Here is a 25,633-nt window from a genome sequence, read left to right as displayed (position 1 = left end):
CTCGCAGCAACGAACGGCCCGCACCGAATTCGGTGCGGGCCGTTTGCGTTCGAGTCCCGGTGGCTCAGCCGAGCAGATTACGCAGCTTCGAAGCGAGCGTGTCCCACTTCCAGTCTTCGGCAACCCACTCCCGGCCGGCTGCTCCCATCGCGGCCGCTCGATCACGATCGGACAGCACCTCGATCACGGATTCGGCGACGTCCCGAACAGAGGTGCCGTCGACCACGAGCCCGGTCTTGTTCTGCTGCACGGTTTCCGGAGCGCCACCACTGCGGCCGGCGATGACCGGAACGCCGGTCGCCGAGGCCTCGAGGTAGACGATTCCCAGTCCTTCGACATCCAATCCCGCGCCTCGCGTGCGACACGGCATGGCAAACACGTCGGCAATCGTGTGGTGAGCCGCCAACTCTGCGGCGGGCACCGTGCCGGTGAAGACGACGTGATCGTCCATCCCGGTCTTACGTGTCAATTGTCGGAGGTGGTCCTCGTACGGTCCACCGCCGACTATCACCAGTACCGCCCCGTCGACGCTCTTGCGAATGGTCGGCAGCGCCTTGATTAGCATGTCCTGCCCCTTGCGTGGCACGAGCCGCGACAGGCACAGGATCGTGGGCCGCTCCCCCAGCCCGTATCGCTTGCGCAGTTCTGCGCGGGCGACCGAGTCCGGGTGGAACACCGACGTGTCCACTCCGGACGGAAGGTGCTCGAGCGCCGCTTGCGGGCCGAAAGCCGCCGAGAACCGTCCACGGGTGTATTTGCTGACAAACGTCACCGCATCCGTGTGATCGCCGATCACACGCAACGACTGCCGCGCACCGGGAATCATCGACCACCCGACCTCGTGGCCGTGAGTACTCGCGATCACTCGGCTCGCTCCGGCGCGTCGAACAACCGGCGCCAACAGCGCCAAGGGCGCTGCCGCACCGAACCACACCGACTCACAGTCGTGCTTCCTGACCAGCTTCGCGGCCCGACGAGCGACAAAGGGCGACGGCAGCATCAGTGTCGTCGGGTGCCGAACGACCTCGAAAGGCTGTGCCGCATCGAACTTCTTGTGCGAGTCGCCCCGCCACCGCGGTGCGTACACCACCAACTTGTCCGCCGGCAGGTGCCCGGCAAACGTGTGGAGATAAGACTGGATACCTCCGGGGCGAGGAGGAAAATCGTTGGTCACCAAGAGGGTCCGGCGCATCCGTCCACCGTAGGGCACGCTGTGCTTCGAGTCGTGACAAGGGCACGCAGTGCTTCGAGACTTGCGAAGCTCACCTCGCCGAGTCGAACGTCCAGCCGCAAACCGCTCAGCCCAGATGGCTGTTGGTCCAGTCGACCCAGCCGACTCGCAGTTCCTCGGTTCCAACGCCGAGGACCGCTCGGATCCGCGAGTCGAGGTCTTCGGCCGTCATCTTTCCGGAGGCGAGGGCTCGAAAGAGGTCGGTCAGCTTCGCCTCGCCGAATCGATCAGCGATATACGCGTTGATAGACCACGCCGATTCGTACGCCAGTGAACTCACGACCGGGACACCGCCGAACTGTGTGTCGTCCGGAAACTCTGTCGGAGTATCGCCGGCGCGGACCGCTGCTGCCAGAGTCGGCGCTATCTCACCCCAGGCCCGCGAGGATCCACGATTTCCCGCGTACTCGGCGAACCCTTCCAACACCCACATCGGCGACCCGTCGCGGGTTTTCGATCGGGCGGCTATGTGCATGAGCTCGTGGCGCAACACCGTTCGCCTGGTGATGTCGGTCAGCCTCGAAGCCGCGGCAGGTGAGAAGACCACCCGCTGGCCGCTCACGTCGGAAGACCCGTCCGCCGCTGCATCCGCGACCGACACTGCGGCAATCGAAGCGCCGTCGTGATGGGAGCCGACCAGTGCGGTGAACTCCTCCGCGGACCCCGCCACCATGAGCACCGCGCGCTCGGACCACCACGGCCCCCACAACTGCGTCGTGTTTTCGATGGCTGAGTCCACATCGGCCGCCAAAGCGTCGACGAACACCTGCTGACCCGGGTGACCGATCACGAGTGCATTGCCCGCTGTATTTTCGGCGACGGCCAGCGGGCCGAAGTCCCAAGGGCCGTTCCAGGATTCGCCCGCCGTTCGGGCTCCGTCCAGTCCGACGATCGACCCGTCCGCAAGAACCGACCACTGATCGCCGCGTTTCGCGAGCGTCATGGACACTGCCTTGCGAGTGGGCAATGCGTCAACGCCGTCGAGGGCGTATCGCAACAGAACCTGCGCATTCCAGACCTCGACGTCTCCGTCCGGTGCACCGGTTCGCGGCGCCGGAGTCAGGCCGCCGCTGGGAATCTCGTATCCCCAGTCGGAGAAATCGAGCGCTCCCACTGCGGTGGCTCGTCGAACTTCCGCTTCGAGCACACCGGGTGCCGCAGCACTGTCGACGAACTTCGCCAGCCCCGAGGGATCGTCGGACATCTGCGCCGCAGCCCATGCATCGAGAAATGCTTGTACCTGCGCGGTGCGTTCGGCATCCTGCTCACTGGCCGCATTTTCGTCGGAATCGGACCTGTTCGTCAGGAAGATCGTCAAACCTAGAACGAGCACCACGGCAACGCCGAGCGCCACGAGGGCTGGATACTCCCAACGGCGTGGTCGATCTGCGCCGACGTCGGGCGTCGTCATCGGTTCAGTCGGCACGGTGCCGAGTGTAGGAGAACTCGACTCGACGCTTCACGGCGGCTGGCCACACGCCACTCGGGCGCAGCAAGCCGTCAGTAACGACGCGCAGTGGAGAACTCCATGCCTGCCATCGACTGAACCTTCACCGGTACGCCGAACGTCGACGCATGCAGAATGTTTCCGTCGCCGGCGTAGATGCCGACATGCGAGTTGTCGCTGTAGAAAGTCACGACGTCACCGGGCTGCAACTGGTCCCTCGACACCGGTACACCGCCCTGCGCCTGCGCTTGGCTCGAACGCGGCAGAGTCTTCCCGATTTGCTTGTAGGCCCATACGACCAGACCTGAGCAGTCGAACTCGTTCGGGCCGGTCGCGCCCCAGACATACGGGTCACCGATCCGCGTGAGGCCTGCCTGCAGAGCAGCAGCACCCGAACCAGGCGTCAAGTTAGCTAGAATTTTGCTGAGATCGACATCCGGCGGGAATGGCGTACCGCTCAGTTGGTTACGCTCGTCGTCGGTGAGGCTCTGGAAAGCTTTGGTCACGTCGGCGATCTGCGTCTGCAGTTCACTCTGCTTGCGCTGCAAATCGTCACTGAGTGCGCGGGCTTGATCGGCGGCGGTCCGCGCTTCTTCGGCCGAACGCTTCGATGCTTCCGAGGCGGCACGCGCTTCGGCAGTGGCTTGGTTGAACTGTGAGACCTGTACCGCCGCGTCGTTGGAAATCACGTCGAGCGCGGACATCTGATCGAGCAACTGCTGCGGCGAGTCGCTCACCATCAACGCAAAGAGGCGATTGGTTCGCGCACCCTGGTAATTCGCTGTGGCAATACGGTTTACCGCCGGAGCGAACTCGGCGACACGTGCCGAAGCCGCGTCGAGAAGACCCTGATCGGCTGCCGAACGCGCGTCCGCATCATTCGCGACCGCCAGCTTCGCGTCGAGGTCGATCTGTGCGTTGTGCAGCGCTTCGTTGGTCTGCTCGGATACCCGGGAGAGTTCACCGAGCTTGTCGAGCGCCTCGGTGGGGTTGGTGATGACGGGGTCGGCACCGGCCTGCATCGAAGGCCCTGCGACGAGTCCGAACGCCAGCACTCCCACTGTCAATGCGGCGCGTACTCGACTGTTGTTTTTCGATGAAACCACGGAATGCAACTCTCCGTCTCGGTGAAGCGACGTCGACCGGGACCGGTCGACGATCTGTTAGCTGGCTGTCAACTATCCACAGTACCTGTCTCGGCCGCGCAATGTCTCGATAAGGTTACGGAACGGCATACGTTTGTGTCTACTCGCCGGTAGGCGTGTCGGGGTGAAGTACCGGGCGAATTGTCGCGAAACGAAAATGTGGGCCTCGAATCAAAGATTCGAGGCCCACATTCGAAGATCCGGAGCTCCCCCGAGCTCCGCCGCCTTGCAGCGGCGGATCGTTCCGACCGTCTACCGGAGACAGCCGTCGAGCGTGTTCAGAAATCAGTAACGGCGAGCACCGTCGTACGGCATCGAGGACACCGGTGCGAGCTTCACGGGCTGACCAGCGGTCGACGCGTGGATGACATTGCCGTTGCCGGCGTAGATGCCCGAGTGCGATCCGCCGTAGAAGGAGATCACGTCGCCGACCTGAAGATCGGACTGTGAAACGGCAACGCCGGCTGCGGCCTGGTCGTAGCTCGTGCGAGGCAGGTTCAGACCGGCCTGCTTGTATGCCCACTGGACCAGACCGGAGCAGTCGAATGCGTCCGGGCCCGATGCGCCGTACACGTACGGGGAGCCCAGCTTGCTCTCTGCGGCGCGAACTGCCTGCTCACCAACACTGGAGATGGGAGCGGCCGGAGCGGCCGGTGCGATGTCGGTGATGCCCGGGATGACCGGCAACTGAGGAATAGAAACGCCCGGAACCTCGAAGGTGCCGACGCCGGGGATGGTGATGGGGTCTGCCGAGGCAGGTGCAGCGGTTGCAGCAAATGCTCCGACTGCGAGCGCGCCGGCTACTGCCAACTGCGCTGAACGCTTGAAACTCTGTGACGCCACTTAAGGGGTGCTCCATTTCTTCCATTCATCCGCCGACCGAGTTAGCTGACGGGTTCGGGCTGGGAAGATCAGCCCTACCCGCGTGGTCCGCAGCGATCATGCGTGCTGCACCCCAGGCGGGATTCACCCCAGTGGAAACTTGGGTTCCCGGTTCGGGTTCCTCGCGGAGATCCCGATTAGGCGGTTCCTGACGATGCCGGTCCTGTTTGGTCCGGCAAGACTTCGTTAGGTCTCAGGAAGGTTACGAAATGATCGCGACGATGTCGACCGCTTCGTGACAATCGCGCCCGATTCGCCGGAAATCATGCTGCCGCGCCCGCGATACGCCGGACGGGTCACGAAGAGATAACAACAGGTCTGTTCGGCGAGGGTCACCTGGCCCGCAAACCTGCGCTTGCTACCCACTGGCGAGGGTCACCAAACCCGACAATCCGATCTTCCATGCAGTTCAACGCCGATTACTTGAAACTAGAACCCGTTTCGATCAATCAGGCGGTTTCGGCGACTGATCGCCGTAGCAACACCCTCACGAATCGCCCTACCGGTAAGTAGGTAGGAGACCGCGTTCGCGAGTTCCCACCGCAAGTGTGATCCTCGTCTCTCATACTTTTGTCGGGGGTCAATCCGTTGCTTTCCCAATGGAAGTCGCAGTGAGCCGGATTCCGCGTACGCACTCTCGAATTCGTGTCGGGGGGTCCTTCTACTGTCTGCGGTGTGAGTCCCGCCTCGGCCCGAGAATTTCCGTCTCCGTCCCCGTTCTGCGACGGGGAGAAGTTCGACGTCGGGCGGCAACTGAGCTTCGACGAGCTGGACACACCGCTGAGCGAAACGACGTTCGTCGTCGTCGACCTCGAGACCACAGGTGGAAGCGCCGACCAGGACTCCATCACCGAGATCGGCGCCGTCAAGATCCGCGGTGGCGAAGTGCTCGGTGAAATGGCAACACTCGTCGATCCCGGCCGATCGATTCCGCCGTACATCGTCGAACTGACCGGAATCACCACCGCCATGCTGATCGGCGCACCTCCCATTGAACGTGTCCTACCCGCTTTTCTCGAATTCGCCGAGGGTGCGGTGCTGGTGGCACACAACGCGCCCTTCGACATCGGCTTCCTCAAAGCAGCGGCGTCACGCAGCGCACGCCCGTGGCCGTCGTTCCGTGTGCTGTGCACTGTGAAGCTCGCCAGACGCGTGCTCACCCGCGACGAGGCGCCTTCGGTCAAACTCTCCGCACTCGCCCATCTCTTCCAGGTGACCACCCAACCGACGCACCGCGCGCTCGACGACGCGCGTGCGACCGTCGACGTCCTACACGGGTTGATCGACAGAGTCGGGAACCAAGGCGTCCACAGTTACAGCGAACTCGTCGACTACCTGCCCAACATTTCCTCACATCAGCGGGCCAAACGGTCCTTCGCCGCAAACCTGCCGCGAAGCCCGGGTGTCTACCTTTTCCGAGGCCCTTCGGACGAAGCCCTCTATATAGGAACTGCTACCGACCTTCGACGCCGCGTCCGCAACTACTTCACCGGTTCGGAGACCCGCGGCCGGATGAAGGAAATGGTCGCGCTCGCCACCCGTGTGGACCACGTCGAGTGCGCCCATGCGCTCGAGGCAGGGGTGCGTGAACTACGACTACTGAGCGCGCATGCACCCCCGTACAACCGTCGCTCCAAATTCCCCAAAAGAGGATGGTGGATCACTCTCACCGACGAGGCGTTTCCCAGACTGTCCGTGGTTCGCACGCCTACGGCCGATTCGATCGGCCCGTTCACCTCTCGCGGCGACGCAATAGAAGTCGCCGACACCGTCGCAGAGTTCAGCCGCCTACGCACGTGCACCAAACGTCTCGGGCGCGGCGCCGTTCACGGCCCTGACTGCCCCGCTCGCGAACTGGGGGCGTGTCCCGCCTCCTGGGCACCGGAACTCACTGCGGAGGACTACGCGGCCGCCCCTGAGACTGTGCGTGGATTCTTCCGGGGAACCAACGACGCTCCCCTCCAACAAATGCAGGCGCGAATAGACGAGCTGTCCGCACACGCGTTGTTCGAGAATGCTGCTCGTCTGCGTGACCGGACGGTCGCAGTCTCTACCGCAGTGCGGCGCACTCAGCGACTCGCAGCAGTCGCGGCGATCGAACAACTGATTCTCGCCCGTCCCACCGGGGACGGCGGCTGGGAGCTGTCGGTGATCCGTTCCGGACGTCTCGCGTCCGCCGGGCTCGCCAGACGTGGAACTCACCCGATGCCCGTCGTCGACGCCATCACCGCGGCCGCCGAAACCGTCCTACCGGACGACGCACCGTTTCGCGGCGCGTCACCCGAAGAACTGGGCCTGATCGCACGGTGGCTCGCATCGGACGGTGTCCGAATCGTGTCGGCGACATCCGGCTACGTCGAACCTGCGGGCGGCGCCGGCAAGTGGGAAGCCTGGTGCCGACTCGCGCGGGCCGGTACCGAATCCGAACATCGATGACGTAACGACGGGGCGGCACCCCTAAGCTCGATCGAAACCACCGGGTCATCACAACCCACCGGGAAATCGAGGAGAGAAATGATCAACGCCATCGTCATGATTCACGCCGAGTCCGCTCGGATCCCGGAAACCGCGCAGGCCGTCGCCGACCTGTCCGGGGTGACGGAGGTCTACTCGTGCGCAGGTGACGTCGACTTGATCGCCATCGTGAAGGTACGTGACCACGCCCAGATCGCCGACGTGGTCACCGGAGGAATCAACAAGGTGCCCGGCGTTCTCCGAACCGCCACACACATCGCCTTCCAGTCATTCTCCAGCGCAGACGTCGAGGCCGGTTTCTCGCTGGGCGAGTAGCTCGTCGATCAGGCTTGGTCGGCCAGTTCGGCGGTGAGTGCCGCCCACTTGTGAAGCAGTTCAGCGCCGGCGCCGCTGTCGATCGCGGCAGCGGCCGCAGTCATCCCGGCGGAGATCGCACCCTCGAGATCGTCACCGACACCGTTGAACGCCGCGATGGCCGCTCCCGCATTCAGCAAGACCGCGTCCCGGACCGGCCCCTTCTGCCCGGAAAGCAGCGTTCGGGCGACGGTGGCGTTGAATTCGGCGTCTCCTCCGCGCAACTCTTCGAGAGGAACGCGGTCGATTCCGAGGTCGCGCGGATCCAGCGTGACAGTTCGCACACTTCCACCGCCGACGATGTGAACCGTCGAAGTCGTCGATGTGGTCAGTTCGTCGAGTCCGTCGTCTCCACGCACCACCAACGCCGAATTACCGCGCTGCGCAAGGACTCCCGCGACGACCGAGATCAGCTTCGGAAATGCGCACCCGATCAGCCCGGCACGCGGACGAGCCGGATTGGTCAGTGGACCGAGCACGTTGAATGCCGTCGGGATGCCGATTTCCTTGCGAGGCACCGCCGCAAAGCGCAGTGCGGGATGGAAGACCGGCGCGAAACAAAAGCCGATGCCGACCTCTTCGACGCACCTCGCAACCTGCTCCGGGCCGAGGTTGATGCGAACGCCGAGCGCCTCGAGTACATCGGCGCCACCACTCTTGGACGAAGCAGCGCGGTTGCCGTGCTTGACAACTCGCACACCGGACGCGGCAACCACGATCGAGGCCATCGTCGAGATGTTGACCGTGTTGGAGCGGTCACCACCCGTGCCGACGATGTCGACGACGTCGGAATCGACCGGCACGCGCCGGGAGTGTTCGAGCATCGCGCCGGCGAGCCCTTCCAACTCCGCGGGGGTTTCGCCCTTCATCTTCAGCCCGACGCCGAAAGCGGCGATCTGAGCGGAAGTGGCATTGTCCGACATGATCTCGCCCATCGCCCACCGACTGTCGGCTTCCGACAGATCACTGCCGTCCGTGAGCAGACCGAGAATCATCGGCCACGACCGCACCACTGCACTCGAATCGACGTTCACGGCGTTGGATGCGTCGGTGCCGGCCATAGTGCCTTGGTCCCCTTGTCGTTCATGTGGGCTGGATTTCGAGCTGTCGTTTCGAGCTGTCGTTTCGTGCTGCCATTTTGTGCTGCCGATGACCCTCGCAGCCTAGTCAGTGAGGTAGCAAGGAAACCGAATAGGGCCGCTCAGGTCTTTCGGCGACCGCGTTTGGGCGTCGCCTCCGCAAGAATCGGGGGCTGGAGCGCGTCCCACCCGGCGACGGAACCACCGAGTCGCTGCGCCAGACCGGCCATTCGTGATCGCTCCTGGGAGCAATGCAGGGCGTCAAGGATTTGGACACGCTCGAAGATGACGCGAACCGAATTCTCGACCGCCTGAGTCACGTCCTCGGGCCGACTCGCGCCTCGCACATATCCGTCCTGAGCGACGATGTTCTCGGCATCGGCAACCGAGTCCTCCGGAAGGTCGAGATGGTGCCGCAGAACCACTTCGGACTCCGCCCGAAACTCCGGCTCGGTGGAGCCGGCACGTTCGAGAGCGGTCGAACTCGCCTCGGCGTCGTCGAAGCCCTCGGCAACGACGACCAGATCCGACCGCCCCGCGTCGAGCGGCGTCGGAATCTTCGTGCCGAAAATTCTCAGGAACCACGGTCTACTCTTGTGTGTAGCTGCCATCGCGCCAGCATATTCCGACCACGCCACCAGCGCGTTCGCCGCCCGATCCCGCGAACTCGAGCCGAGCGACGCGCCGATGGTGGACCCGAGTGGTCGTCTCTTACGACGAAGCGTCATACTTCTGTCTGTGACGAGCGCAGTAGGGACTTCAGGATCGGCAATCACCCAACGCGTGCACTCGCTGAACCGGCCGAATATGGTCAGCGTTGGCACCATCGTGTGGTTGTCAAGTGAGCTCATGTTCTTCGCAGGGCTCTTTGCCATGTACTTCGTGGCACGAGCTCAGGCGAACGGAAATTGGCCGCCGGAGCCAACCGAATTGAACCTGTATCTGGCCGTGCCGGTGACCTTGGTGCTTATCGCATCTTCGTTCACCTGCCAGATGGGTGTCTTCGCGGCTGAGCGTGGCGACGTCTTCGGACTTCGTCGCTGGTACACCATCACCTTGATCATGGGGGCGTTCTTCGTCTCCGGCCAGGGTTACGAGTACTACCACCTTGTGCACGAGGGCACCACGATTTCGAGCAGCGTGTACGGCTCGGTGTTCTACATGACCACCGGCTTCCACGGTCTGCACGTCATCGGCGGTCTCATCGCCTTCGTCTTCTTGATCGCACGTACCCGGGTCAGCAAGTTCACGCCCGCCCAGGCCACCGCCGCGATCGTTGTTTCGTACTACTGGCACTTTGTCGACATCGTGTGGATCGCGCTGTTTGCCACGATTTATTTCATCCGTTAATCAGCTGTACGCCCCAGGCAGCCCCTGACGTCCAGTTCCGTCCCGACATACCAAAGGGATACAGATGAGTTCATCCCCCCCTCCCGCATCCGATAACTCAGCGAATGCCGCGAAGTCGCGTCGCCAGCGGAAAATCCGCCGGCGCGTTACCGGCGCGCTCGTATTGATGATGGGATTGATCAGCGCAGGTTTCCTCGCTTCGGCGTTGACACCAGCTCCGCAGGTTGCGACCGCCAGCGACGATTCAGCAGCCCTGATTCGTGAAGGCAAGCAGCTCTACGACACGTCATGCATCACGTGCCACGGCGCGAACTTGCAGGGCGTGCAGGACCGCGGTCCCAGCCTCATCGGCGTCGGCGAAGCAGCCGTGTACTTCCAGGTCTCCTCTGGTCGTATGCCCGCAGCTCGCAACGAGGCCCAGGCTGCACGCAAGGACCCCAAGTTCGATGCTGCGCAGACCGACGCCCTCGGCGCTTTCATCCAGGCCAACGGCGGCGGCCCGACGCTCATCCGCGACGAGAACGGCGAAATCGCCCAGTCCTCGCTGCGCGGTGGCGACATCGGACGCGGCAGTGAGCTCTTCCGGCTCAACTGCGCGTCGTGCCACAACTTCACCGGCCGCGGTGGCGCACTGTCCTCGGGCAAGTACGCCCCGGTCCTGGATCCGGCCAGCGAGCAGCAGATCTACGCTGCCATGGTTACCGGCCCCCAGAACATGCCGAAGTTCTCGGATCGTCAGCTGACGATCGAGGAGAAGAAGGACATCATCGCCTACGTCAAGTCGTCGGGCGAGTCGAAGGACCCCGGTGGGTACGGGCTCGGTGGCCTCGGTCCGGCCTCTGAGGGTCTCGCCATGTGGGCCGTCGGAATCATCGCTGTCGTCGGTGCAGCATTGTGGATCGGAGCAAGGTCATGAGCGACGCTGGCCAGCATGGCGGCGATACGCCTAAGAAGTACACAGATGAAGAGCTCGACGCGATGTCACGCGACGACCTGGTCAAGCTGGGTACCAATCTCGATGGCGTCGATGTCGTCTACCGCCGTGATCGTTGGTCGGTAAAGGGCACCAGGGCGGAAAAGCGCGCCGAGCGCAACGTCGCCTTCTGGTTCGGCCTCGCCGGCGTTTCGGCGATCGCATTCATCGCGATCTACCTGTTCTGGCCCTGGGAGTATGCAGGTGCCGGTGACGAGAACTACGGCAAGTACAGCCTGTACACCCCGCTGATCGGCTTGACCATGGGTCTGGCGATCCTCGGCGTCGGCATCGGTGCCGTTCAGTTCACCAAGAAGTTCATCCCCGAAGAGGTCTCGATCCAGGACCGCCACGACGGTGGATCCACCGAGGTCGATCGTCGCACGATCGTCGCCGAGCTCGGCGACACCCTCGATACGTCCACCCTCCCCCGCCGCAAGGCCATCAAGCGCAGCTTGATGTTCGGCGGTGGCGCACTCGGCGTCATGATGGTCATGCCTCTCGGCGGACTCATCAAGAACCCGTGGGCCAAGGGCGACGACTCACCCCTGTGGGTGTCCGGCTGGACCCCGAACTACCCGGGCGAGACCATCTACCTGCGTCGTGACACCGGCCGTCCCGAGGACATCGTCCTCGTTCGCCCGGAAGATCTCGATGCCGGTTCGATGGAAACGGTCTTCCCGTTCCGCGAGTCCGACCGTGGCGACGAGCACGCTCTGCTCGCAGCACTGCGCGGCATTCGTAACTCGGTGATGCTCATCCGCCTCCGCACGGAAGACACCGCGCGTGTCACCAAGCGCAAGGGCCAGGAGAGCTTCAACTACGGCGATTACTTCGCGTACTCGAAGATCTGCACCCACCTGGGTTGCCCCACCTCGCTCTACGAACAGCAGAGCAACCGTATTCTGTGCCCCTGCCACCAGTCGCAGTTCGACGCACTGACCTACGGCAAGCCGATCTTCGGTCCCGCTGCTCGCGCACTTCCGCAGTTGCCTATTACAGTGAACGAAGAGGGCTTCCTGGTCGCCGACGGTGACTTCATCGAAGCACTCGGCCCGGCATTTTGGGAGCGTCGACCGTGACCACAACAACAACCAAACCGTCCAAGATCAGTGCGGCAGCGGCTGGACAAGCGGAGGCTATGGACTCCCGCTACCACCTAGCCGCAGGCATGCGCCGGCAGATCAACAAGGTCTTCCCGACGCACTGGTCCTTCATGCTCGGCGAGATCGCGCTCTACAGCTTCGTGATCCTGCTGATCTCCGGTGTGTTCCTGACACTGTTCTTCGATCCGTCGATGGCACACGTCGTCTACCAGGGCGCGTACCAGCCGCTTCGCGGTGTCACGATGTCTCGCGCCTACGAGACGACCCTGAACATCTCCTTCGAGGTGCGCGGCGGTCTCTTCGTTCGCCAGATTCACCACTGGGCTGCACTGATGTTCGCGGCGTCGATCATCGTTCACCTCGCTCGCATCTTCTTCACCGGCGCATTCCGTCGTCCGCGTGAAGCGAACTGGGTCATCGGCTGCCTGCTGCTCATCCTGGCGATGTTCGAAGGCTTCTTCGGCTACACCATCCCCGACGACCTGCTCTCGGGCACCGGCCTTCGCGCCGCCTTCGGTGGTATCACGATGAGTATCCCGATCGTCGGTACCTGGATGCACTGGCTGATCTTCGACGGCGACTTCCCCGGCGACCTCATCATCCCGCGTCTCTACGTCGCTCACGTGCTGCTGTTCCCGGGCATCATCCTGGCTCTGATCGCCGGCCACCTCGCGTTGGTCTGGTACCAGAAGCACACGCAGTTCCCCGGCCCCGGCCGTACGGAACAGAACGTAGTCGGCGTCCGCATCCTCCCGGTCTTCGCAATGAAGGGTGGCGCGTTCTTCGCCATGACCTTCGGCGTGCTCGCACTGCTCGGTGGTCTGTTCCAGATCAACCCCGTCTGGAACATCGGTCCGTACAACCCGTCACAGGTCTCGGCAGGTTCCCAGCCCGATATCTACATGATGTGGACGGACGGCCTTGCTCGACTGTGGCCGGCGTGGGAGATCTACCTGTTCGGCCGCTACACGATCCCCGCTGTGTTCGCCGTCGCCCTGATCATGGGCCTCGTCTTCGCACTGTTGATCGCGTACCCGTGGATCGAGAAGCGTCTCACCGGAGACGACGCTCACCACAACATCCTGCAGCGCCCGCGCGACGTGCCGGTCCGTACCGCTATCGGTGCGATGTCCATCGCGTTCTACCTGGTGCTCACGATCTCCTGCATCAACGACATCATCGCGTACCACCTGCACATCTCGCTGAACGCAATGACGTGGATCGGCCGTATCGGCATGGTCATCCTTCCGCCCATCGCGTACTTCGTGACGTACCGGTTCTGCATCGGCCTGCAGCGCAGTGACCGTGCAGTCCTCGAACACGGCATCGAGACCGGCATCATCAAGCGGATGCCGAACGGCCAGTACATCGAGATCCACCAGCCGCTCGGCCCCGTCGACGAGCACGGACACCCGATCCCGCTCGAGTACCAGGGTGCTGCTGTCCCGAAGAAGATGAACAAGCTCGGCCTCGCCGGCAAGCCCGGTAGCGGTAGCCTCATCACCGCTGACCCAGTCGAGGAGAGCGAGGCTCTCGAAGCCGCTCATCACGAAGCTGAGCACGAGCAGCTTCAGATCCTTCTGGACTACCAGAACCGAACCAACGGCAAGTCCGATGGTTCCAGTGGAGAACTCCACTAAGGACGACAGTTGACCAGTGAGGCCCCGAACCGGATTCCGGTTCGGGGCCTCACTCGTTCTCTGAGCGATTCAATATGTACAAACCTCTAGTGGGTTCACCACTCCCCCGGTTCGACGTCTGAGCGCCGACAACAGCGGGCACTACGCCTTGCTAGACCTCGAGCACAGTTGAATAGTGCTCCACCGTCGGGAACGGCTCGTAGAAGTGGTGGAGAAGTTCTCGCCACTTCTCGTATCCCGTGGACTGACGGAACCCGATGGTGTGTGACTCCACGTCTTCCCACTCGACGAGCAGGAGATACCGCTCCGGCGATTCCAGGCAGTGCGAGAGCCGCAGCCTGATGAATCCGGGGACCTCGGAGATGATGGTTCGGGCCACATCGAACGCGGCCTCGAATCGCGCTGACTGCGACGGATCGACCTGCAGGACGGCATGTTCGAGGATCATCTACGGAGTGTTGCACGTTCTCGGTAGTCCCCTCGAGGCGTTGCCGCCTGGTGAGATACTCGGACCATGACATCCCATGCACGCGGCACCTTCGAGATCGATCTCCGCCCCGCCGATCCTGAGCTCTCCGGACGCGTCGGGCGCTTCGAGTTCGACAAGACGTTCATCGGCGGCGTCGAGGGCACATCAACCGGACTCATGCTGTCCGCGGGCGATCCGACAACCGGTGAAGCGGGCTACGTCGCTTTGGAGTTTGTCACCGGGCAGGTCGACGAAGCTGTGGGATCGTTCGCACTGCAGCAGTTCGGTCAGATGATCAACGGAACGCAGAAGCTTCTGTACGAGATCGTGCCGGGGTCCGGAACCGGCGAGCTGAAGGGCATCTCAGGCACTCTCGAGCTCGAGATCGTCGACGGTCTGCACCGCTACGACCTCGAATACTCGCTCCACGACTGACAAAGAGCGGTTGGGTAATCGGCACCCTCGTACCGCAACTCGCAGATACGACAACAGAGGCGCCGTACCCGGGTGGGTGCGGCGCCTCTGTTGGAATGCGGGTGAAACTAGTGCTTCTCGGGTCCGGTGTAGTACTCGAACACCAGGCCTGCGGCTGCGGCGAGCACACAGACAACTGCGACTGCGATGAGCCACGGCTGGAAGTACGCCAGCGACACTGCCGCGAGTGCAGCTGCGGCGGCAAGCAGGATCGGCCAGAAGCTACCCGGGCTGAAGAAGCCCAGTTCTCCTGCACCATCCGAGATTTCTGCGTCGTCGTAGTCCTCGGGACGGGTGTCCAGACGACGGGCAACGAAGCGGAAGTAGGTACCCACGATGAGCGTCAGACCTGCAGACAGGACGATGGCCGTCAGTCCGGCCCACTCGATACCTGTGCGTGACAGAGCGGTGAACACTCCGTAGATGATCGCGACGAGAATGAAGAACATCGTCAGGATCTCGAAGAGCTTGGCTTCGATCTTCATATCAGCACTTGTCCTTGTTCAGTGAAGAGGCTGGCCGGCTCAGTTGCCTGCAGTGGCGACGGTTGCCTGACGGTACTCGCGGTCGGTGTTGAACGGCGTGGTCGACGTAGCCACCGGCGACTGACCGATTGCCTGCAGGGCCTCGGCGGTCGTCAGACCACCCTTGCCCTCCGCGTCACCCTTGCGCAGTTCGATGTACTTGGCGAAGTCCTCGGGCGAAACCGCACGAACCTCGAAGTTCATCATCGCGTGGAACGTGCCACACATTTCTGCACAACGCCCGACGAACGCGCCTTCCTTCTCGATCTCACTGATCTGGAAGATGTTGTCCGAGTGGTTCTCCTTGGGGTTCGGGAGAACGTCGCGCTTGAACAGGAACTCAGGCACCCAGAAAGCGTGGATGACGTCCGAGGAAGCGAGTTCGAACTGGATCCGCTTGCCGGTGGGCAGAACGAGGATCGGGATCTCCTGGCTGGAGCCGACAGTCTCGATCTTGTCGTAGTGCAGGTAGCTCAGGTCCTCGGTGCTGTTGCCGTGGATCGGGCCGGGAACTTCTTCGCCGTGATCGTTGACAGTGGAGCCCTCGGCCTTGGCAGCCTCTTCGGCTTCGACGTCGATGCCGTTGTACTTGGCACTGCCGTCACCGAACTCGATGGAGCGGTAGCCGAACTTCCAGTTCCACTGGAATGCCGTGACGTCTACGACGACGTCAGGGTTGTCCGTCTTGTCCAGAACATGGTTCTGGACGATGACGGTGAAGTAGAAGAGAACCGCGATGATGACGAAGGGAACTGCCGTGTAACCGAGTTCGAGAGGCACGTTGTATGCCGTCTGACGCGGGAATTCCGGCGAGTCCTTCTTCTTGCGGTGGAAGATGACGGCCCAGAAGACCAGTCCCCACACCAGCACACCCATGACGAGGGCGGCTACAACCGACCACGTCCACAGCTCACGCATGCGCGTCGCCTCCGGGGTGATGCCCGAAGGCCACCCGAAACGAAGCACTTCGTTGTCGATGGAGCAACCCGACAGCAGCAAGGCAGCAATGCCCAGAGATACTGCCAGCCCCGCTCGCCGAAGGATCCGACCTTGCGCCACGTTCACGCCTTCCTGATCGCCACAAAATTCAACTAGGGCATGCCCGGAGGGAAGGCCCAATTACTACGCAGCGTAGACCAAAGCCGGGCGCTATCCATCCTCGGGTCCTCGCCCGTGTCGCGGCGGACGTCACACAGCTCTCTCAGGTGCTGCTCAGGAACGGCTCAGGTCGTTTCGGCGACGCACATCACGTCGATTCGTTCCGCCGCGATCGGCAGGGACGTCGATCTGCGGCATACTTTCGACAAGAGTTCGTTGACCTCTCCCCGACACTCGTGTCCGGGAGCCTTCTCTACAAAAATTCTGAATCGAGGAACCGGACGCTGTGTGTGGACTGCTCGGGCTACTGACATCTGGCGGAACCAGCGAGGACGCCGTCTCGCGGGTCGACCAGGCGATGCATTGCCTTCGTCACCGCGGGCCGGACGAACACGGGACGTGGAACGACGACCACCTCGTCTTCGGGTTCAACCGCCTGGCGATCATCGACATCGCTCATTCCCACCAGCCGCTGCGTTGGGGTCCGCCGGAGAACCCGGAGCGTTATGCGCTCACGTTCAACGGCGAGATCTACAACTACCTGGAGATCCGCGCCGAACTGGTCAAGGACCACGACGCCAAGTTCTTCACCGAGGGCGACTCCGAGGCCATCGTCGCTGCATTCCACTACTGGGGTGAGGATGCGGTCCGGCGCCTGCGCGGAATGTTCGCGTTCGCGATCTGGGACACCGACACACGCGAGCTGTTCATCGCGCGCGATCCGTTCGGGATCAAGCCGCTGTTCATTGCTACCGGCGCCGGCGGCACCGCGTTCGGCAGTGAGAAGAAGAGCCTGCTCGAACTCACCGATCTGATCGGCATCGGTACCGAGCTGGATCCGCGCGCCATCGAGCACTACACCGTTCTGCAGTACGTCCCGGAGCCGGAAACACTGCACAAGGAGATCCGACGCCTGGAGTCTGGCAGCTTCGCTCGGGTCCGTCCGGGCGAGGAACCCACGTTCACGCGGTACTTCACGCCGAAGTTCCCGGCCAAGCCTTTTGCACCTGGCACCGAGAAGGCGCGCTACCAGGAAATCGCCGAGGCACTCGAGGATTCGGTCGCCAAACACATGCGCGCCGACGTCACCGTCGGTTCGTTCCTGTCCGGCGGTATCGACTCCACGGCGATCGCGGCACTGGCGATGCGCCACAACCCCAACCTGATCACCTTCACGACCGGTTTCGAACGTGAGGGCTATTCCGAGGTCGACGTCGCTGCAGAATCTGCCGCGGCGATCGGCGCGAAGCACGTCGTCAAGGTGGTCTCCCCCGCCGAGTTCGCCGCTGCCATTCCCGAGATCGTCTGGTACCTCGACGACCCGGTAGCCGATCCGGCATTGATTCCGCTGTGGTTCATCGCCAAGGAAGCCCGCAAGCACGTCAAGGTCGTGCTGTCCGGCGAGGGTGCCGACGAGCTGTTCGGCGGTTACACGATTTACCGTGAGCCGTTGTCGCTCAAGCCTTTCGAGTACCTCCCCAAGGGATTGCGTCGGGCTGCGGGCAAGTTGTCCGAACGCATCCCGGACGGTACCCGCGGCAAGAGTCTGCTCAATCGCGGTTCGTTGACCCTCGAGGAGCGCTACTACGGCAATGCTCGTAGCTTCAACGACGCTCAGCTCCGCGCCGTCCTTCGCGATTTCCGCCCCGAGTGGACTCACCAGGACGTCACCGCGCCGATCTACGCGCAGTCACGGGACTGGGATCCGGTTGCCCGGATGCAGCATCTCGACCTGTTCACCTGGCTGCGCGGCGACATCCTCGTCAAGGCCGACAAGATGACGATGGCCAACTCGCTGGAACTGCGTGTGCCGTTCCTCGATCCCGAGGTCTTCGACGTAGCGTCACGCGTGCCGCTCGATCAGAAGATCACGAAGGACACAACCAAGTACGCACTGCGTCAGGCCCTGGAAGGCATTGTGCCGCACCATGTTCTGCACCGTGCGAAGCTCGGATTCCCGGTTCCCCTGCGCCATTGGCTGCGCGGCACCGAACTCTTCGACTGGGCACATCTGCAGATCGAGGAGTCGGGTACCGACCACATCTTCGACAAGCAGGCCGTCGTGAAGATGCTCAACGATCACCGCGAGGGCGTGTCCGACCACAGCCGACGCCTGTGGACCGTGCTGACGTTCATGGTCTGGCACGGGATCTTCGTGGAGAAGCGCATCGTGCCGCAGATCCAGGAACCGGTGTACCCGGTCAACATCTAGGCCTTCGGCCCCGTGAGTGGTCAGGGAGTCTCCGGACTCCTCAACCACTCACGGGGCGGAGCCCTACTTCGGCAGGATCGTCGCGATCTCGTCCGCAGCCGCACTGCCGTATGCGTCGGTAAGGCGCTTGAGGGCCTCGTCGCGATTGAACACCCACTCCTGCGTTCCCACGGTCTCGAGGATCAGCACAGCGACCAAAGATCCCAGCTGTGCGGCGCGCTCGAAGCTCAGGCCAGCGCCGTGTGCGAGCAGGAACCCGGCGCGGAAGCCGTCGCCAACGCCCGTCGGATCCACCTTGCCGGTCTCGGGCACTACGTCGACGCGCACCCAATTACCTTCGGCGTCAACAATTTCCACACCCTTGGAGCCGAGGGTGGTGACACGGATGCCGACCTGCGCGCGGATCTCTTCCTCGCTCAGACCAGTCTTCTGCTGAAGCAGACCCCACTCGTACTCGTTGGTGAACAAGTACTTCGCACCGTGGATGAGCGCCTTGGCCTCGTCACCGGACAGGCGAGCAAGCTGCTGCGACGGATCCGCTGCGAACGGGATTCCGAGCAGACGGCATTCGTCGGTATGGCGAACCATGGCCTCGGGGTCGTTGGCGCCGATCAGCACCAGTTCGACTGCGCCCGCAGTCTTGGCCACTGCCGCGAGTTCGATCTCGCGGGCCTCGCTCATCGCACCGGGGTAGAACGACGCGATCTGCGCCATGTCCTCGTCGGTGGTGCACACGAAACGCGCCGTATGTGCCTTGTCCGAGATACGGACCGCACTGCAGTCGACGCCGTTGTCCTCGAGCCACGTGCGGTACTCGGCGAAGTCGGCACCGACTGCGCCGACGAGTAGCGGGGACCCACCGAGCACGCCCATGGCGTAAGCGATGTTGCCGCCGACACCACCGCGGCGAATCACGAGATCGTCCACCAGGAAACTCAGCGAAACGTGGGCGAGCTGATCGGCGAGGAGCTGATCGGCGAAGCGGCCGGGGAAGCGCATCAAGTGGTCGGTGGCGATGGAACCGGTTACCGCAATAGTCACGGATCGTGGCCTTTCAGCGAAGTGAGTACAAGAATGAAAGAGGAGCAAAAGTTCACGTTACCGCCCGTAGCGCCGTCATCGGCGCCCGAGCCGTCAGATCGGATCGGTCTACGTACGAGTCACCACAAACAACTGACGCGAAACCGAATGTCGGTTCCGCGTCAGTTGTTCGTGAATTGAGTTGTGATCGACAGACTCAGTTGAACGAGTCACCGCAGGCGCAGGAGCCTGTTGCATTGGGGTTGTCGATCGAGAAGCCCTGCTGCTCGATGGTGTCGAGGAAGTCGATGGACGCACCTTCGACGTACGGCGCGCTCATCCGGTCGACAACCAGGTTGACGCCGTTGAAGTCGACGGTGAGGTCACCGTCGAGCGTGCGGTCGTCGAAGAACAGCTGGTACTTCAGTCCGGCACAGCCGCCGGGCTGCACTGCGATACGCAGCGCGAGGTCGTCGCGACCCTCCTGATCGAAGAGTGCCTTCGCCTTGGCGGATGCGGCCTCGGTCATCTTGACGCCGTGGGTGGCGGTCTCGTTCTGCACAGTCATGGGCTCTCCCTAATGTTCGTACCAACCCGTGAACGCTTCAACGGTACGCCGCTGCCGACTTATTCCCGCCAGTCCTTACCGGGTGCGATTCGTCTTCATCCTATCCGGTCTTCCCGACACGGCAACGGCGCGTCGACGCTTGTGGATCCTCAGCTCCGGGCGCCGCGCCAGATGTTCCACTCCCGTGCCGTGTGTTCGGCGAGTCCCTCGAGAGACGCCGACGCTTCCTCCATCGCACGTTCCACCGACCCGGCGAACTCCGTCACCGATTTTGTCGCGACTATCGAGGTTGACGAATAGTCCGCCGCGTCGAGCGTGACCTGACCGGCAAAGACGAGCGTCGGAACTCCGTGCGCCGCCCCGGCCGAAGCAAGCGTCGTGACGAGTTTGCCGCGCAGAGATTGGTGGTCGAACTTGCCTTCACCCGTGATCACCAGGTCAGCGGAAGCCAATAGCGCCGCCTGGCCGGTGCGATCGGCAACGACGTCGGCCCCCGATCGCCGCTCTGCACCGAGGGCGAACAGCGCAGCACCGATACCACCTGCGGCGCCGGCACCCGGAAAATCCGACACTCGTTTTCCGGTGGCGGACTCCAACTGTTCGGCCCATCTCGCGTTTCTCGCTTCGAGGACAGAGACGGCATCGGCGTCGGCGCCCTTTTGCGGGCCGAACACCGCTGCCGCACCGTGCTCGCCGAGAAGTACGTGTTCGACGTCGGTGGCCGCGACCAACGCAATGCCCGCCGTAGCCGCCCTTGCAGCCTCCAAGCCGCCCAGCGCCTCCACCAGCCCTCGTCCCCCGTCGGTGCAGCAACTCCCACCGAGTCCGACGACAATCGTCTTCACGCTTGCCTCGAGCGCAACAGCGATCAGTTCTCCGACACCGCGACTGTGCGCGGCGAGTGCGCTGTCCCGTGTCGGCGGACCTCCGAGCAGACCGAGCCCGACAGCCTCAGCGGACTCGATGTACGCCGTGTCCGAATCCAACAGCCACGCGGCGTCGACGCCCGCGGTCAGTGGCCCAGGCACCCGTGCGGTCCGGATGTCGCCCCCAGCCGTGGCCAAGACGTCGACGAAACCCGGCCCACCGTCGGATTGTGGCGCGGTGACGACGTCGTCTTCGGGTCGGCCACGTCGCCAACCGGCAGAAATGGACTCAGCCGCCTCGACGGCAGTCAACGTCTCACCAAACGAATCTGGAGCAACTATTACCCGCATAGCGGAAGTCTAAGAGTCCCGAATGACCCCGATGTTTCACGATCTCGCGCGTTTCAGTGCCTCGGGCGATCGGGTTTTTCAGAAAGACCGAGGTCGGTTTCCCAGACCGTGCACTTATCCAATAGCCTGGAGGTGTGAAATTGCTACGCCGCGGTGACTCAGACAACTCCGACAAACGTGACGTCGAGGGCACTGAGGCATCCTCGGCCTCCGAAGAGGCGCCCATCGAGCAGGTGGGCAAGGGCCGCCCCACACCCAAGCGTCGTGACGCCGAGGCGAAGAGGCGTGGCCCCGTTGCCCCTGCCCCGCTGACCGCGAAGGAAGCCCGCGCCCGCCGTAAGGCGACCCGCGGCTCCAAGGAGGACCGCAAGGCCGAAGCCGCCGAGCGTCGCGCATCGTCGGCAGACCGCCGCGCCCGCATGCTCGCCGGCGAGGACAAGTACCTGCTCCCCCGCGACAAGGGACCGGTTCGCGCCTACGTCCGTGATTTCATCGACGCTCGCCGCAACCTCGTCGGGCTGTTCATGCCGCTCGCATTGATCCTCATCATGACGATGTTCGTCACGCCCGCGCTCCAGCAGATCGTCACGCTGGCAATGCTCGTGATGATGCTCTTCATGGTCGGTGAAGGCATCTGGCTCGGTCGCATGATCAACAACCGCGTCGCCGAGCGCTTCCCCGACAGCACCGACGGCGGATTCAAGCTCGGCTGGTACGCGTTCGTTCGCGCGTCGCAGATCCGTAAGCTGCGCGCACCGAAGCCTCGTGTGGGGCCGGGCGACGCAATCTGAGCGTGACGAACACGTATAGAACATTGGTCCTCGGCGGCGCGCGGTCTGGTAAGTCCGCGCACGCCGAGGATTTGGTTTGTGCGGGCCACTTACCCGAAGGTTCGGCACCGATCCGGTACCTGGCGACAGCCAGACGTGATGTCTCCGACGCAGACTGGGAAAGCCGGATCGACCAGCACCGCAACAGACGGCCTTCCCATTGGTCGACTGTCGAAACCGCAGCTGCCGGTGACCTCGCGGCGCAACTCGAAAGCGATTCACACACAGCGACGTTGGTCGACGATCTGGGAACGTGGCTGACCACGGAACTCGATCGGCAAGGCGCCTGGGACGCTCCGCGCGGCACCGTCACTCCCGCTGCGGACAGCCTGGTCGCCAGTGTCGAGAACTATCGCGGACACCTGGTGCTGGTCAGCCCCGAAGTGGGTTTGGCCGTCATCCCCGAGACGCGGTCGGGACGATTGTTCCGCGACGAGATCGGCACTCTCAACGCTCGTATCGCCGCGGTGTGCGATCGTGTCGTACTAGTGGTTGCAGGGTTACCGCTCATCTTGAAAGATACTGCTGCACAACCGGAAGGCACGATGTGAGTACCGAGGCCAATCCAGGGGCCGTTTCAGGGGCGAATCCAGATGCCAACCCTGACGTCGCGCCAGTCAGTAGCGCCGACTTCGAACCCGTCACCCCGCCCGACCGCGAGGTGCGGGCACAGGCCGACGCGCGTCAGCGTGATCTGACCAAGCCGGCCGGTTCGCTGGGCCGACTGGAGGCTCTCGCCGGTTGGGCATCAGCCTGCCAAGGAGTTTGTCCCCCACACGCTTTCGCTCGGCCTCGCGTCGTCGTCTTCGCGGGTGATCACGGAATCGCCCGCAACGGCGTCTCCGCCTATCCGCCGGAAGTGACCGCACAGATGGTCGCCAACTTCCTCGGGGGCGGCGCGGCAGTCAACGTCCTCGCCGAGGTTGCCGGCGCCACGGTACGCGTCGTCGACATCGCAGTGGACGGCGATACCGATCCGTCCGTCTCGAACCACAAGGTGCGCAGGTCTTCCGGGTCCATCGACCGCGAAGACGCCATGTCGAACGAGGAAACCCTTCAGGCCATCGCCGCCGGCCGAGCGATCGCGGACGAGGAAATCGACGGGGGCGCAGATCTTCTCATCGCCGGTGACATGGGCATCGGCAACACGACGCCCGCAACCGTACTCATCGCAGCCCTGACGGACAGTGAACCCGTCGCGGTCGTGGGTCGTGGTACCGGTATCGACGACGCCGGGTGGATCCGCAAGACCGCAGCGATTCGCGACGCTCTCCGGCGTGCCCGTCCGCACGTTCGCGACACAGTCGCGCTGCTGCGCACGTCTTCGGGTGCCGACCTCGCCGCGATGGCCGGCTTTCTGGCCCAGGCAGCTTCGCGTCGTACGCCGGTGATCCTCGACGGCGTAGTGGTCACCGCAGCCGCCATGGTTGCCGACGAACTGGCTTTCGGCGCACGTGAATGGTGGGTCGCCGGACACCGCTCCACCGAACCCGCCCACACCATCGCATTGACCCGAATGGGTCTCGACCCGATCGTCGAGTTCGACATGCGTCTCGGTGAAGGTTCAGGTGCAGTCACAGCGCTCCCGATTCTTCAGGGCGCAGTGGCAATCCTGGGCAAGATGGCGACATTCTCCGAAGCCGGTGTCAGCACTCAGGGCAGCGCACCTGCCGACGAACCGGAGTCGATCGACCTGACCAAGACCGATACGGCGGAGTGAGCATGGCGGGCCCGCTGTCCGGAGTGCCTCTGGCCTTCTCGTGGCTGACGGTCCTTCCGGTTCGTGGTCCCTCCGACATCGACCGAACTGCCGGTCGTCGCGCCATCGCGGCAGCTCCGCTCACCGGGATCGCACTCGGCATTGCCGCGACGTTTCTGCTTTGGGGCACAACCAGTATCGGCCTGAATCCCTATCTCGCAGGCTTGCTGACGGTCGGTGCGCTCGCTCTCGGGACACGCGGGATGCACGTGGACGGACTGGCAGACTCCGTCGACGGACTGGGTTGTTACGGTCCACCGGAGCGCGCCCGCGAGGTCATGCACAGCGGCGGTGCCGGACCGTTCGGGGTCGCGGCACTGTTCATCTTCCTTGGGCTGCAATCGGTCTCCTTCGGCGTCCTCGCTGTTGCCGACTCCCCCACGCAGTGGATCGCCGTTCTCGTATCTGTCGCTGCGGGTCGTGTGGCCGTCGTTTTTGCCTGCCGCCGAGGTATTCTCGCGTCTGGCCCGAGCGGATTCGGTGCGCTCGTCGCCGATTCACAACCGCTCTGGGCCGCAATCGTATGGTCGGTTCCGCTGATCGCCACTTCCGCCTTTGCCACCGACCGGTGGTGGCTCGGCCCTCTCGTGACCGCGTCGGCGCTACTGATCAGTGTGCTGTGCGTGCGTCACTGCGTCCGTAGATTCGGCGGACTCAACGGAGACGTTCTCGGATTCGCGCTCGAACTCACTGTGACGCTGACGGCCGTCGGCCTCACTCTCGGACTGTGATCCGACGTCGTGCGAGTAGGTGTCCTTGCGTACGAAGGTTGCCTCGCGGCCGAGATCTTCGTTTTCACCGACCTTCTCCTGATCGCGAATCGGGTCGCTGATGGAGCGCCCGCCGACCCCTTCGAGGTATCGGTCATCGCAGCGTCCGGCACGCCCGTAGTTGCGGCAGGTGGATTTTCGCTCGGGGTGCAGGAGGGGCATCACGACATCGATCACCTGGTTGTGCCGGGGTTCGACCTCGTGCCGTCCGAAGACCCTACGACGCGTTTGTCGCTGTGGGACAGAGAAATCGAGTTGATCCGTGCGTGCGAGGCGCGCGGCGTTCGGGTGTCGTCGGTCTGCGTCGGCGCGTATCTGCTGGGCGAAGCGGGACTGCTCGACGGACGCCGATGTACGACGTCGTGGCTGTACGGTGCGGACCTCGCGAGTCGTTACCCCGGTGCGACGGTTCGAACCGACTCGTTGATCGTCCAGGACGACGGCGTCACCACCACTGCGGCGTTCACTGCCGCGCTCGACCTCGCAACAGCACTCGTGCGCGAGCATCTCGGCGACAAGATTGCGCGAACGACTGCAAGAATTACTCTGGCGCCGGAAAATCGAACCAGTCAATCTCCGTACATCGTCGACTCGATGCTGCCCGTCAATCACACACAGTTCGCCGACGACGTCGGAAGTTGGTTGGTCGAACGGATGGCGGAGCCATACGACTTGGATCTGCTGTCGGATGCTTTTCACCTCAGCACCCGAACCATGCTTCGGAAGTTCAAGGACGAGACCGGGGAATCGCCGCGCAGTTATCTGCAGCGTGCACGGATCCGAAAAGCGAAACGGTTGTTGGAATCGACCGACTGGTCTCTCGGAAAGATCCTGGGGCACATCGGCTATCAGGATCCTGGAACCTTCCGTCGCCTGTTCACCGACCGCGTCGGCATCAGCCCGGCCGACTATCGAAAGCGATTCCGCAACGGCGGCGCCGGATAGGCCGTGCGTGGCGAGCCCGCCCGAAAACGTGGCGAACCGCCCTCTTCTGTAGTTGATCCCGCACC

At 63.3% G+C, this 25,633-nt stretch carries 25 protein-coding genes and 1 riboswitch; of the genes, 13 read left to right on the top strand and 12 right to left on the bottom strand.

Going from position 1 to position 25,633, the window contains the following annotated elements; translation table 11 throughout:
- Positions 1–64: 64 nt before the first annotated feature.
- The 4 genes from CPI83_RS12335 to CPI83_RS12320 form a co-directional block, all read right to left on the bottom strand.
- Positions 65–1,192, bottom strand: a complete 1,128-nt coding sequence (locus CPI83_RS12335) for a glycosyltransferase family 4 protein (protein WP_019748901.1) — start codon at positions 1,190–1,192, stop codon at positions 65–67.
- Positions 1,193–1,298: 106 nt separating this feature from the next.
- Positions 1,299–2,657, bottom strand: coding sequence for a hypothetical protein (locus CPI83_RS12330; protein ID WP_232816915.1), 1,359 nt, complete (start codon positions 2,655–2,657; stop codon positions 1,299–1,301).
- Positions 2,658–2,731: 74 nt separating this feature from the next.
- Complete coding sequence (locus tag CPI83_RS12325; RefSeq protein WP_020969878.1) at positions 2,732–3,784, bottom strand: C40 family peptidase; 1,053 nt, start codon at positions 3,782–3,784, stop codon at positions 2,732–2,734.
- A 324-nt stretch (positions 3,785–4,108) separates the two neighbouring features.
- Positions 4,109–4,666 carry a C40 family peptidase gene (locus tag CPI83_RS12320; RefSeq protein ID WP_019748904.1) on the bottom strand — a complete coding sequence of 186 codons (558 nt, stop codon included), beginning with the start codon at positions 4,664–4,666 and terminating at the stop codon, positions 4,109–4,111.
- Positions 4,667–4,680: 14 nt separating this feature from the next.
- Positions 4,681–4,859: riboswitch (cyclic di-AMP (ydaO/yuaA leader) on the bottom strand.
- A 521-nt stretch (positions 4,860–5,380) separates the two neighbouring features.
- Between CPI83_RS12320 and CPI83_RS12315 the strand changes: the two genes are divergently transcribed.
- Positions 5,381–7,141 (top strand): DEDD exonuclease domain-containing protein, encoded by a 1,761-nt coding sequence (locus tag CPI83_RS12315; protein WP_198586348.1) that lies wholly within the window; start codon positions 5,381–5,383, stop codon positions 7,139–7,141.
- Between the two features lie 78 nt (positions 7,142–7,219).
- Positions 7,220–7,495: an Lrp/AsnC ligand binding domain-containing protein gene (locus CPI83_RS12310; RefSeq protein ID WP_003941677.1), complete on the top strand. Its 276-nt coding sequence runs from the start codon at positions 7,220–7,222 to the stop codon at positions 7,493–7,495.
- Between the two features lie 8 nt (positions 7,496–7,503).
- Here the strand turns inward: CPI83_RS12310 and trpD are convergent, their stop codons facing one another.
- A complete protein-coding gene (gene trpD, locus CPI83_RS12305) occupies positions 7,504–8,595 on the bottom strand; it encodes an anthranilate phosphoribosyltransferase (protein WP_020908099.1) in 1,092 nt (363 codons plus the stop codon).
- A 140-nt stretch (positions 8,596–8,735) separates the two neighbouring features.
- Positions 8,736–9,224: a hypothetical protein gene (locus CPI83_RS12300; RefSeq protein ID WP_037134446.1), complete on the bottom strand. Its 489-nt coding sequence runs from the start codon at positions 9,222–9,224 to the stop codon at positions 8,736–8,738.
- Positions 9,225–9,351: 127 nt separating this feature from the next.
- On the opposite strand from CPI83_RS12300, the gene CPI83_RS12295 reads away from it, so the two are divergent.
- The 4 genes from CPI83_RS12295 to CPI83_RS12280 all read left to right on the top strand — a co-directional run bounded on the left by CPI83_RS12295 (position 9,352) and on the right by CPI83_RS12280 (position 13,682).
- A complete protein-coding gene (locus tag CPI83_RS12295; protein ID WP_020908101.1) occupies positions 9,352–9,963 on the top strand; it encodes a heme-copper oxidase subunit III in 612 nt (203 codons plus the stop codon).
- A 64-nt stretch (positions 9,964–10,027) separates the two neighbouring features.
- The gene (locus CPI83_RS12290; protein WP_020908102.1) at positions 10,028–10,879 is read left to right on the top strand and encodes a cytochrome c; all 852 of its coding nucleotides are present in this window, start codon (positions 10,028–10,030) and stop codon (positions 10,877–10,879) included.
- Positions 10,876–12,018, top strand: a complete 1,143-nt coding sequence (locus CPI83_RS12285) for a ubiquinol-cytochrome c reductase iron-sulfur subunit (RefSeq protein ID WP_020908103.1) — start codon at positions 10,876–10,878, stop codon at positions 12,016–12,018. Before CPI83_RS12290 ends, CPI83_RS12285 begins: the two co-directional genes overlap by 4 nt.
- Before the next feature lie 59 nt (positions 12,019–12,077).
- On the top strand, positions 12,078–13,682 hold the full coding sequence (locus tag CPI83_RS12280) for a cytochrome bc complex cytochrome b subunit (RefSeq protein WP_044480654.1): 1,605 nt from the start codon (positions 12,078–12,080) through the stop codon (positions 13,680–13,682).
- A 151-nt stretch (positions 13,683–13,833) separates the two neighbouring features.
- On the opposite strand, the gene CPI83_RS12275 is transcribed toward CPI83_RS12280, so the two are convergent.
- Positions 13,834–14,130, bottom strand: coding sequence for an antibiotic biosynthesis monooxygenase (locus CPI83_RS12275; protein ID WP_020908105.1), 297 nt, complete (start codon positions 14,128–14,130; stop codon positions 13,834–13,836).
- A gap of 66 nt (positions 14,131–14,196) precedes the next feature.
- On the opposite strand from CPI83_RS12275, the gene CPI83_RS12270 reads away from it, so the two are divergent.
- A complete protein-coding gene (locus tag CPI83_RS12270) occupies positions 14,197–14,586 on the top strand; it encodes a DUF3224 domain-containing protein (protein WP_020908106.1) in 390 nt (129 codons plus the stop codon).
- A 107-nt stretch (positions 14,587–14,693) separates the two neighbouring features.
- Here CPI83_RS12270 and CPI83_RS12265 read toward each other — a convergent pair whose 3' ends face one another.
- Both CPI83_RS12265 and CPI83_RS12260 read right to left on the bottom strand, forming a co-directional pair.
- Positions 14,694–15,110, bottom strand: a complete 417-nt coding sequence (locus CPI83_RS12265; RefSeq protein WP_003941723.1) for a cytochrome c oxidase subunit 4 — start codon at positions 15,108–15,110, stop codon at positions 14,694–14,696.
- A gap of 39 nt (positions 15,111–15,149) precedes the next feature.
- On the bottom strand, positions 15,150–16,214 hold the full coding sequence (locus CPI83_RS12260) for a cytochrome c oxidase subunit II (protein WP_019748910.1): 1,065 nt from the start codon (positions 16,212–16,214) through the stop codon (positions 15,150–15,152).
- A 319-nt stretch (positions 16,215–16,533) separates the two neighbouring features.
- On the opposite strand from CPI83_RS12260, the gene asnB reads away from it, so the two are divergent.
- Positions 16,534–18,459 (top strand): asparagine synthase (glutamine-hydrolyzing), encoded by a 1,926-nt coding sequence (gene asnB, locus CPI83_RS12255; RefSeq protein WP_019748911.1) that lies wholly within the window; start codon positions 16,534–16,536, stop codon positions 18,457–18,459.
- 63 nt (positions 18,460–18,522) lie between these two features.
- On the opposite strand, the gene CPI83_RS12250 is transcribed toward asnB, so the two are convergent.
- The 3 genes from CPI83_RS12250 to CPI83_RS12240 form a co-directional block, all read right to left on the bottom strand.
- A complete protein-coding gene (locus CPI83_RS12250; protein ID WP_003941700.1) occupies positions 18,523–19,500 on the bottom strand; it encodes a carbohydrate kinase family protein in 978 nt (325 codons plus the stop codon).
- Positions 19,501–19,696: 196 nt separating this feature from the next.
- Positions 19,697–20,047, bottom strand: a complete 351-nt coding sequence (locus CPI83_RS12245) for an iron-sulfur cluster assembly accessory protein (RefSeq protein ID WP_007730053.1) — start codon at positions 20,045–20,047, stop codon at positions 19,697–19,699.
- A 149-nt stretch (positions 20,048–20,196) separates the two neighbouring features.
- Entirely contained in the window at positions 20,197–21,264 is a 1,068-nt protein-coding gene (locus CPI83_RS12240) for a glycerate kinase (protein WP_097387270.1), read from the bottom strand.
- A gap of 134 nt (positions 21,265–21,398) precedes the next feature.
- Between CPI83_RS12240 and CPI83_RS12235 the strand changes: the two genes are divergently transcribed.
- The 5 genes from CPI83_RS12235 (at position 21,399) to CPI83_RS12215 (ending at position 25,568) form a co-directional block, all read left to right on the top strand.
- The gene (locus CPI83_RS12235) at positions 21,399–22,055 is read left to right on the top strand and encodes a DUF3043 domain-containing protein (RefSeq protein WP_007730051.1); all 657 of its coding nucleotides are present in this window, start codon (positions 21,399–21,401) and stop codon (positions 22,053–22,055) included.
- A 2-nt stretch (positions 22,056–22,057) separates the two neighbouring features.
- Positions 22,058–22,645: a bifunctional adenosylcobinamide kinase/adenosylcobinamide-phosphate guanylyltransferase gene (cobU, locus tag CPI83_RS12230; protein ID WP_021334110.1), complete on the top strand. Its 588-nt coding sequence runs from the start codon at positions 22,058–22,060 to the stop codon at positions 22,643–22,645.
- A gap of 110 nt (positions 22,646–22,755) precedes the next feature.
- Positions 22,756–23,814 (top strand): nicotinate-nucleotide--dimethylbenzimidazole phosphoribosyltransferase, encoded by a 1,059-nt coding sequence (gene cobT / locus CPI83_RS12225; protein ID WP_232816931.1) that lies wholly within the window; start codon positions 22,756–22,758, stop codon positions 23,812–23,814.
- Between the two features lie 2 nt (positions 23,815–23,816).
- Positions 23,817–24,584, top strand: a complete 768-nt coding sequence (locus CPI83_RS12220; protein WP_097387268.1) for an adenosylcobinamide-GDP ribazoletransferase — start codon at positions 23,817–23,819, stop codon at positions 24,582–24,584.
- A 9-nt stretch (positions 24,585–24,593) separates the two neighbouring features.
- The gene (locus CPI83_RS12215; RefSeq protein WP_097387267.1) at positions 24,594–25,568 is read left to right on the top strand and encodes a helix-turn-helix domain-containing protein; all 975 of its coding nucleotides are present in this window, start codon (positions 24,594–24,596) and stop codon (positions 25,566–25,568) included.
- Positions 25,569–25,633 lie beyond the last annotated feature (65 nt).

The sequence above is a fragment of the Rhodococcus sp. H-CA8f genome, assembly GCF_002501585.1.
GTDB lineage: Bacteria > Actinomycetota > Actinomycetes > Mycobacteriales > Mycobacteriaceae > Rhodococcus_F > Rhodococcus_F erythropolis.
The sequence above is the reverse complement of the archived record's forward strand: the minus strand, read 5'-3'. Positions and strand labels throughout refer to the sequence as shown.

Bases quoted from the DNA above. Each gene is read 5' to 3' on its own strand.
- CPI83_RS12335 (WP_019748901.1), bottom strand. From the start codon at position 1,192: ATGCGCCGGACCCTCTTGGTGACCAACGATTTTCCTCCTCGCCCCGGA.
- CPI83_RS12310 (WP_003941677.1), top strand. From the start codon at position 7,220: ATGATCAACGCCATCGTCATGATTCACGCCGAGTCCGCTCGGATCCCG.
- trpD (WP_020908099.1), bottom strand. From the start codon at position 8,595: ATGGCCGGCACCGACGCATCCAACGCCGTGAACGTCGATTCGAGTGCA.
- CPI83_RS12300 (WP_037134446.1), bottom strand. From the start codon at position 9,224: ATGGCAGCTACACACAAGAGTAGACCGTGGTTCCTGAGAATTTTCGGC.
- CPI83_RS12290 (WP_020908102.1), top strand. From the start codon at position 10,028: ATGAGTTCATCCCCCCCTCCCGCATCCGATAACTCAGCGAATGCCGCG.
- CPI83_RS12285 (WP_020908103.1), top strand. From the start codon at position 10,876: ATGAGCGACGCTGGCCAGCATGGCGGCGATACGCCTAAGAAGTACACA.
- CPI83_RS12280 (WP_044480654.1), top strand. From the start codon at position 12,078: ATGGACTCCCGCTACCACCTAGCCGCAGGCATGCGCCGGCAGATCAAC.
- CPI83_RS12275 (WP_020908105.1), bottom strand. From the start codon at position 14,130: ATGATCCTCGAACATGCCGTCCTGCAGGTCGATCCGTCGCAGTCAGCG.
- CPI83_RS12270 (WP_020908106.1), top strand. From the start codon at position 14,197: ATGACATCCCATGCACGCGGCACCTTCGAGATCGATCTCCGCCCCGCC.
- CPI83_RS12265 (WP_003941723.1), bottom strand. From the start codon at position 15,110: ATGAAGATCGAAGCCAAGCTCTTCGAGATCCTGACGATGTTCTTCATT.
- CPI83_RS12245 (WP_007730053.1), bottom strand. From the start codon at position 20,047: ATGACTGTGCAGAACGAGACCGCCACCCACGGCGTCAAGATGACCGAG.
- CPI83_RS12240 (WP_097387270.1), bottom strand. From the start codon at position 21,264: ATGCGGGTAATAGTTGCTCCAGATTCGTTTGGTGAGACGTTGACTGCC.
- CPI83_RS12220 (WP_097387268.1), top strand. From the start codon at position 23,817: ATGGCGGGCCCGCTGTCCGGAGTGCCTCTGGCCTTCTCGTGGCTGACG.